A 7,717-nucleotide genomic window follows, 5' to 3' on the forward strand; every position below is an offset into this window, starting at 1 on the left:
GGGCTGTGCGCGGTCGTGTTTTTGTTCTTCCACAGCCTGTACCACAATGGTTATCAAAATCTTTTGTTAAGAGGACTAATCGAGTCCGCGATGGTAAGCTACATCTTTTTTATCCGGCTGCTGATTATTCACATAAAAATCATTTACTCCTTTCTAAAATTGATGAGCCTGAGGCTTGGCCTGTCGAGCAATTAACCTTAACGATTGATCCATTGAAAAATCCTGATAATACATGGAGTTCCATCTCTTGTGTTGGATTAATCAACTCTGATCAAATGCTGTCTTTTTATCGGTCTTGTGATGCATTATTATTTCTCTCAAATGAAGAAAGTTTTGGCTTTCCTCTCGTTGAGGCAATGTTTTGTGGACTACCAATACTCTGCCCAGACCTACCTTATGCAAGAACTCTCTGTGGTGATGAAGCTATTTATTTCGAAGCAGATAATGTGCAGTCATTACAATCGGCAATAATGGAACTGGCCAATAGACTTGATGCTGGATGGTGGCCGAACTGGGAGGGTGCATTAGAATCAATACCGTGCTCTTGGGAAACTGTTGCTGAAGAGATGCTGAAAATTACTACTAACAAATAGTATGCAATCACACTCTTTGTTTTTTGTAGAACATATCTTGAATAATGGTGATGGGTGGGAGATTACTGCTCATCTCAGGTCCTGACGATATTAGGCTTTTTTTAATAACTTTGATTCAGTTGTCAATAAATTCAGTGCTACAGTAATTTAATGAGTATTATTATGGATAAAAAAGTTGCATTAATAACGGGTGTTACAGGTCAGGATGGTTCTTACCTTGCAGAATTCCTGCTCGATAAAGGCTATGAAGTTCATGGCATCAAACGTCGAGCCTCTTTGTTCAATACCGAACGTGTAGATCACATCTATGAAGATCCACACTCAAACAACCAAAATTTCAGACTGCATTACGGCGATTTAAGCGACAGCTCTAACCTTACGCGTATTATCAGTGAAGTTCAGCCAGACGAAGTGTATAACTTGGCGGCACAGTCCCATGTTGCGGTTTCATTCGAGTCACCGGAATATACCGCAGATGTCGATGCATTAGGCACATTGCGGCTGCTGGAAGCAATAAGATTTTTAGGGTTGGAAAAGAAAACCCGCTTTTATCAAGCCTCTACTTCAGAATTGTATGGGTTGGTTCAGGAAATCCCGCAGAAAGAGACAACGCCCTTTTATCCGCGCTCTCCTTACGCAGTAGCTAAGATGTATGCCTATTGGATTACGGTTAACTATCGTGAGTCATACGGCATGTATGCCTGTAATGGCATTTTGTTTAACCACGAGTCACCCCGGCGCGGTGAAACCTTTGTCACACGTAAGATCACCAGAGGGCTGAGTAATATTTCCCAAGGGCTGGATCAGTGTCTCTATCTCGGCAATATGGATGCCCTGCGGGACTGGGGCCATGCCCGTGATTATGTGGAAATGCAATGGTTGATGTTACAGCAGGAGCAACCAGAGGATTTTGTGATTGCCACCGGCGTTCAATATTCCGTTCGTCAATTCGTAGATTTCACCGCCAAAGCTATTGGTATCCAGTTACGCTGGGAAGGGGAAGGTGTTGATGAGTGCGCCTATGTTGATAAATTCACTACTGATCAGGCTCCAGCGCTTTCAATTGGTCAGAAAGTAGTTGCAGTAGATCCACGATATTTCCGGCCCGCAGAGGTGGAGACCTTACTGGGTGATCCAACCAATGCTAAAACTAAACTGGGCTGGGAGCCAACAACCACGATTGAAGAGATGGTTGCCGAAATGGTTGAGTGCGATCTGGCCAAGGCCAAACAGCATGCTCTGTTGAAGGAGCATGGGTACGAGGTGAAAGTATCCAGAGAATAAATCTTCCTGCTGCGTTCTCTTTAGCATTATTATAGTTACTTTGCCGTTTAGTTTGCCTTTCATCGACTTCACCAAGCTCTGTGCTTGAGCATTTAATTGAACATTTTATATGAAAAGAATTTATGTAGCTGGTCATCGGGGTATGGTGGGTTCGGCTATTGTCCGCCAGTTATCACAATTTGGTGGTTATGAGATCATCTGTCGTGACAGAGCCGAACTTGATCTGACTGACCAGTCCGCTGTGCGTCGTTTTTTCGACTCTGTACAGATCGATCAGGTTTATCTGGCAGCCGCTCGGGTGGGTGGTATTCACGCTAACAATACCTACCCTGCTGAGTTTATTTATGACAACCTGATGATCGAGTGCAATATTATTCATCAGGCCTATGCTGCGGGTGTTAAGCAACTGTTGTTTCTGGGTTCCAGCTGTATTTATCCAAAGTTGGCCCCGCAACCTATGGTAGAAGATGAGTTACTCAGTGGTCATCTCGAACCGACTAATGAACCCTATGCCATTGCCAAGATTGCCGGTATCAAGTTGTGCGAGTCTTATAATCGACAATATGGTGTGGATTACCGCTCGGTAATGCCAACCAATCTTTATGGTGTAAACGACAATTTTCATCCAGAGAACAGTCATGTTATCCCGGCAATGATGCGTCGTTTTCATGAGGCCAGGATTCGTGGTGAAAAAGAAGTTGTAGTTTGGGGCACCGGTAAGCCTATGAGGGAGTTTCTCTTTGTTGATGATATGGCAGCAGCCTGTGTCCATGTCATGAATCTGGATAGCTCGACTTTCAGTCAGCACACTTCAGCTATGATGTCGCATATTAATGTGGGTACTGGAGTTGATTGCACCATTCGCGAATTAGCTGAGACTATGAAACAAGTGGTTGGGTTTGCTGGTGAGATTGTATTTGATTCAACAAAACCTGATGGTACACCGCGTAAGCTGATGGATGTTACCCGGCTTGAACAGTTAGGTTGGAAATCATCAGTCTCTTTGTTCGATGGTCTTGGGTTGACTTATAAATGGTTTCTGGAGCATGAGGACGAGCTTCGTTCAATATAAATTAATAGATAAAAGAACTACTCACACATCCCGCAAATTATAATTATGAACCTGATTCCCATTATCATGTCCGGCGGCTCTGGTAGCCGTCTTTGGCCGCAGTCTCGCTCTTTATACCCGAAGCAGTTTCTGCCATTGGTGAACGAACAAACCATGTTGCAGAATACCTTGTCCCGATTGGATGGCTTATCTTCTCTTGGTGCGCCAATGGTTATTGCCAATGAAGAGCATCGTTTCCTGGTAGCCGAGCAATTCCGGCAGGTGGGCCGTAAACCGTCAGCGATTATTCTGGAACCGGTTGGTCGTAATACTGCGCCAGCATTAGCACTGGCGGCGCTGAAAGCGCAGAGCTTACAGCCTGCAGCCGATAACGATCCATTGTTGTTAGTGTTGGCTGCAGATCATGTCATTCAGGATGTGCAGGCTTTTCATCAGGCAATTTTAGCTGCGATGCCTGCAGCACAAAATGACAAACTGGTCACGTTTGGCATTGTGCCTACTCAGGCAGAAACCGGGTATGGGTACATCAAGGCGAGTGAAGCGTTAAGCAGAAATAGTGAACAGCTTGCACAGGTGGAGCGCTTTGTTGAAAAACCAGATCTTGAAACGGCTCAGGAATACCTGGACTGTGGCAACTATTACTGGAATTCCGGTATGTTTCTGTTCAAAGCCTCACGTTATCTGGAAGAACTGGGCAAGTTTCGTTCGGATATTCTGACAGCTTGCCAACAAGCCATGGAGTTGCAGAATTCCGACCTGGACTTTGTTCGTGTTGATGAGGCTGCTTTTCTAGCGTGTCCCGATGAATCCATTGATTATGCGGTGATGGAAAAAACCACTGATGCGGTGATGGTTCCCCTGAATGCGGGTTGGTCCGATGTCGGATCCTGGTCTTCTTTGGCCGATATTGCTGAAAAAGATCAATTGGGTAACTCTACTTTTGGGGATGTCTTAATGGAAGATAGTCGGAACACCTATGTTCGCAGTGAGAAAAAGTTGATTGCTACTGTGGGTGTAGAAGATCTGGTGATTACCGAAAGTGATGACGCTATCCTCGTGGCTCATAAGAGCCGTGTGCAGGATGTGAAAAAGATAGTAAATCGACTCAAAGCAGAAAACCGCCCCGAGGCTAAGCTGCATCGTAAAATTTATCGTCCTTGGGGTGCCTACGACTCCATTGATATGGGTGAGCGCTTTCAAGTGAAACGCATTACCGTTAAGCCGGGTGCCCGGCTCTCACTGCAAATGCACCATCACCGGGCTGAACACTGGATCGTGGTTAAAGGGACAGCACGAATTACCAATGGTGATCAGGAACTTTTGCTAACCGAAAATCAGTCTACTTATATCCCAATTGGTGTTGTCCATCGACTGGAAAATCCGGGTAAGTTTGACCTTGAATTGATTGAAGTTCAAAGCGGCGGCTACTTGGGAGAAGATGATATTGTGCGGTTTGAGGATACATATGGGAGGGCTTAAGTTGTGAGTCATTTCATAATTGACGATTCACCATTCACCCACAAGCAATATATAACTTTATTCTATTTTGGCTTTTTTGATGAGTACTCTTAACTGTTTGCAAGCTTACGACATTCGTGGCCCTATGCCCGGTGAATTGAACGAAGGTATTGTCTGGCGAATTGGTCGGGCTATAGCGGAGTATTTAAAGCCAGAGATCATGGTAATTGGTGGAGATATTTGCCTTTCTGCTCCCAGTCTGAAAGCAGCTGAATTACTTGCTTCGATCAGAAGTAGATAAGTGCTTCAGTTATTTTTCTACTTATGCATTTTTACGAAATGGGCGCATGAAAATATCTATAATCACCGTATGTTTTAACTCAGCAATCACTATTGAAGATACTATTCGTTCCGTTATATCCCAGAATTATCGAGATATTGAATATATCATTGTAGATGGTGGCTCTACTGACCAAACTCTTTCTATTATTGATAAATACAAAGAAAATATATGTCAACTGATATCTGAACCAGATGAAGGCCTTTATGATGCTATGAATAAAGGTATTAAGCTGGCAACCGGTGATGTCATTGGTATTCTCAATTCTGACGATGTTTTTCAGGATGATGATGTAATCTTCAATGTTATTGCTGGCATTTCCAATGCTGATATTGATGCCTGCTATGGAGATCTGGTATATGTGTCAAAGGATGATTTAAGTCGTGTTGTAAGATTTTGGAAATCTTGCGAATATGATGAAAGTTTATGGGGGAAAGGCTGGATGCCAGCACATCCTACTTTTTTTGCCAAATCTTATGTATATAAAAAATATGGTTTGTTTGATACTTCAAATAGACTTGCGGCAGATTATGATTTTCTCATACGAGTGATTGGTAAAAACAAAATTAAAGTTAAATATATATCTGGGGTTTTGGTAAGAATGCGCCTTGGTGGTGAAACTAATAAGAGTGTTGGTAATATTGTTAAGCAAAACTATGAAATTATCAAAGCAGCTAGAAAAAATGGATTTTATTTTTCACTTTTTTTCTTTGTTATGAAAAAGATTAGGATTAAGTTTTATGAATTTAGGAAAAGCGAGCTTTAATGTTTAGTTGTTCTTTTAAAGCCTTTTTTGTCTGTGTTTGATTCAATCTAAATATCATTGGTAATATCATCATTGTTTTAATGATGGGTAAAGAGTTGTTGTTGAATTAAATGCATGTCTCAATTGCTATTGATGAGCATTTTTATAACAAAATAACCTGTCTGGTCATTTTTTTTGGAATGGGTTCGATTACTATTCGCTATTTGGTCATTCGAATTTAGCGATTTTATTTGCCTGTACTAGAGACTTTGCGGGTCAAAAAAGCAGATCACAGCAGAATTGCTTCAATCAGAAGGCTCAGGGGTAGGTCCGTTGAAAGTCAGCAGGTCATAAGCATCTGTAAAACTGCTTTTGCCTAGTCGTACTCGATTGGTGCGAATGCCCTGACTTGAATATTAGGCCTCGAAAATGTTCGGGTTACAAAGCCTCTCATGATGCAATTAAAGAGTTATCCTGAATAGATGCAGGAAAAGTCATAGTTTATGCACTTATTACTTGAATTCAGGGGATTAAAATAAGAGCTTAGCTCTATTCAAGTTGGTAGTATATCAAAATTCAGGATTAGTTATGCGTGTGTTAGTAACAGGAGCAAACGGTTTTGTTGGATCAGTACTTTATAATAAACTAAAAGAAGAATGCTCACTGGATGTTGTCGGTACTGTACGAAAAAATGAAGATCCGTATCTGTCGGGTGTGTTGTCTGTCGGTTCTATTGACGCTAGAACAGACTGGACGGAAGCATTAGAGGGCGTTTCTGTTGTTGTTCATTGTGCTGCCCATTCTCATATTTTAAAGAGTGATTCTGAAAAAACTATTTCTAATTATAATAAGGTAAATAATGAGGGTACTCTGAATCTTGCAGTTCAGGCTTTGAAGGCAGGTGTCAAACGTTTTATTTTTCTAAGTTCTATTGGAGTAAATGGAAATAAAAGTGTAAGACCATTTTCATTTAATGATACACCTAGTCCTTACGATTCGTACAGTCGCTCTAAGTACAATGCAGAGTTAGGCTTGGAAAAAATTTCTAAAAAGAGTACTCTAGAGGTGGTTGTAATTCGTCCACCACTAGTTTATGGAAAGCGAGCACCAGGAAACTTTGGTAGTTTACTTAAGCTAATAAATAAAAAGTTACCTTTACCCTTAGGAGCCATTCACAACAAACGTAGCTTTATTGGTATTAATAATTTAGTGGATTTTATTACGATTTGCATAAAGCACCCTGCGGCTTCAGGGCAAACATTTCTTGTTAGTGATGATGAAGATGTTTCTACAACTGAACTGCTGCATAGTTTGATTATTGCTAGTGGTAGAACTCCATGTTTAATACCATTAAATGTCACTTTTCTTCGTTTTTTAGCCAGTATATTAGGGAAGTCATCGGTCATAGATAAATTGGCTGGCGATTTGCAAATTGACATGAAGCATGTGAAAGATACTCTTCAATGGAAGCCACTTCTAACTTTCAATGAAGGGATTTGTGAATGTTTCTCGGATGATTGATTTATATGTTGCGCATATTAGATTTGTTAATTTCATTATTCGGTTTTATTTTTGTAATGCCTTTATTTATTGTTATCTATTTTGCTATTTATTTTGACTCTGGCTCGCCTTTGTTTAGACAGGAGCGGGTTGGAAGAAAGAAAAAACCTTTTATACTAGTTAAATTCAGGACGATGAGAACTGATACTGCTTCTGTAGCTAGCCATCTCGTTTCAAATAGCTCAATAACTCGATTTGGTAAATTCCTTAGAAAAACCAAGTTGGATGAATTACCACAATTATGGAACGTCCTAAAAGGTGAAATGAGTTTGGTCGGTCCAAGACCCAATTTATTTAATCAGGTTGAACTTATTGAGCATCGCGATAGCTTAATGGTTTACGATGTCAGGCCAGGAATTACAGGCTTGGCTCAAGTGTCAGATATTGATATGTCAATGCCTGAATTACTGGCAAAAACAGATGCGGAAATGATTAAAGGCATGTCTCCTTCTAACTACTTTCGCTATATTTTTATGACTCTAGCTGGACGTGGTCAGGGCGATAGAGTAAAACAGTCTAAATGATAGAGTTTTTGCTACAGTACTTTCAGTCCTTCTCCAGGTAACACATGCGCAACAAACTGCTCTCTCTCCCACGCTCAAGTAAACGGCTAGTTGCATTGCTATTCGATTCAATAGCAATAATCTTCTGTTTGTGGATGGCGT

At 41.2% G+C, this 7,717-nt stretch carries 8 protein-coding genes; all 8 read left to right on the plus strand.

Features of this window, described 5'->3' with window-relative positions; all coding sequences use genetic code 11:
* Nucleotides 1-593, plus strand: a 593-nt coding sequence (locus KDK19_RS04375) for a glycosyltransferase (RefSeq protein ID WP_257291406.1), incomplete at its 5' end; no start/stop codon positions are given.
* A 162-nt stretch (nucleotides 594-755) separates the two neighbouring features.
* The gene (gmd, locus tag KDK19_RS04380) at nucleotides 756-1,877 is read left to right on the plus strand and encodes a GDP-mannose 4,6-dehydratase (RefSeq protein ID WP_257287341.1); all 1,122 of its coding nucleotides are present in this window, start codon (nucleotides 756-758) and stop codon (nucleotides 1,875-1,877) included.
* 109 nt (nucleotides 1,878-1,986) lie between these two features.
* Nucleotides 1,987-2,949, plus strand: coding sequence for a GDP-L-fucose synthase (locus KDK19_RS04385; protein WP_257254808.1), 963 nt, complete (start codon nucleotides 1,987-1,989; stop codon nucleotides 2,947-2,949).
* A gap of 45 nt (nucleotides 2,950-2,994) precedes the next feature.
* A complete protein-coding gene (locus KDK19_RS04390) occupies nucleotides 2,995-4,428 on the plus strand; it encodes a mannose-1-phosphate guanylyltransferase/mannose-6-phosphate isomerase (protein ID WP_257254807.1) in 1,434 nt (477 codons plus the stop codon).
* Nucleotides 4,429-4,507: 79 nt separating this feature from the next.
* Entirely contained in the window at nucleotides 4,508-4,708 is a 201-nt protein-coding gene (locus KDK19_RS04395) for a hypothetical protein (RefSeq protein ID WP_257254806.1), read from the plus strand.
* A gap of 46 nt (nucleotides 4,709-4,754) precedes the next feature.
* Nucleotides 4,755-5,513, plus strand: coding sequence for a glycosyltransferase family 2 protein (locus tag KDK19_RS04400; protein WP_257254805.1), 759 nt, complete (start codon nucleotides 4,755-4,757; stop codon nucleotides 5,511-5,513).
* A 567-nt stretch (nucleotides 5,514-6,080) separates the two neighbouring features.
* On the plus strand, nucleotides 6,081-7,013 hold the full coding sequence (locus KDK19_RS04405; RefSeq protein WP_257254804.1) for an NAD-dependent epimerase/dehydratase family protein: 933 nt from the start codon (nucleotides 6,081-6,083) through the stop codon (nucleotides 7,011-7,013).
* 5 nt (nucleotides 7,014-7,018) lie between these two features.
* Nucleotides 7,019-7,576, plus strand: a complete 558-nt coding sequence (locus tag KDK19_RS04410; RefSeq protein ID WP_257287340.1) for a sugar transferase — start codon at nucleotides 7,019-7,021, stop codon at nucleotides 7,574-7,576.
* Nucleotides 7,577-7,717: the final 141 nt, after the last annotated feature.

The organism is Endozoicomonas sp. ONNA1, assembly GCF_024606325.1.
Classification (GTDB): domain Bacteria; phylum Pseudomonadota; class Gammaproteobacteria; order Pseudomonadales; family Endozoicomonadaceae; genus Endozoicomonas_A.

Bases quoted from the DNA above. Each gene is read 5' to 3' on its own strand.
- KDK19_RS04395 (WP_257254806.1), top strand. From the start codon at position 4,508: ATGAGTACTCTTAACTGTTTGCAAGCTTACGACATTCGTGGCCCTATG.
- KDK19_RS04410 (WP_257287340.1), top strand. From the start codon at position 7,019: ATGTTGCGCATATTAGATTTGTTAATTTCATTATTCGGTTTTATTTTT.
- KDK19_RS04385 (WP_257254808.1), top strand. From the start codon at position 1,987: ATGAAAAGAATTTATGTAGCTGGTCATCGGGGTATGGTGGGTTCGGCT.
- KDK19_RS04390 (WP_257254807.1), top strand. From the start codon at position 2,995: ATGAACCTGATTCCCATTATCATGTCCGGCGGCTCTGGTAGCCGTCTT.
- KDK19_RS04400 (WP_257254805.1), top strand. From the start codon at position 4,755: ATGAAAATATCTATAATCACCGTATGTTTTAACTCAGCAATCACTATT.
- KDK19_RS04405 (WP_257254804.1), top strand. From the start codon at position 6,081: ATGCGTGTGTTAGTAACAGGAGCAAACGGTTTTGTTGGATCAGTACTT.
- gmd (WP_257287341.1), top strand. From the start codon at position 756: ATGGATAAAAAAGTTGCATTAATAACGGGTGTTACAGGTCAGGATGGT.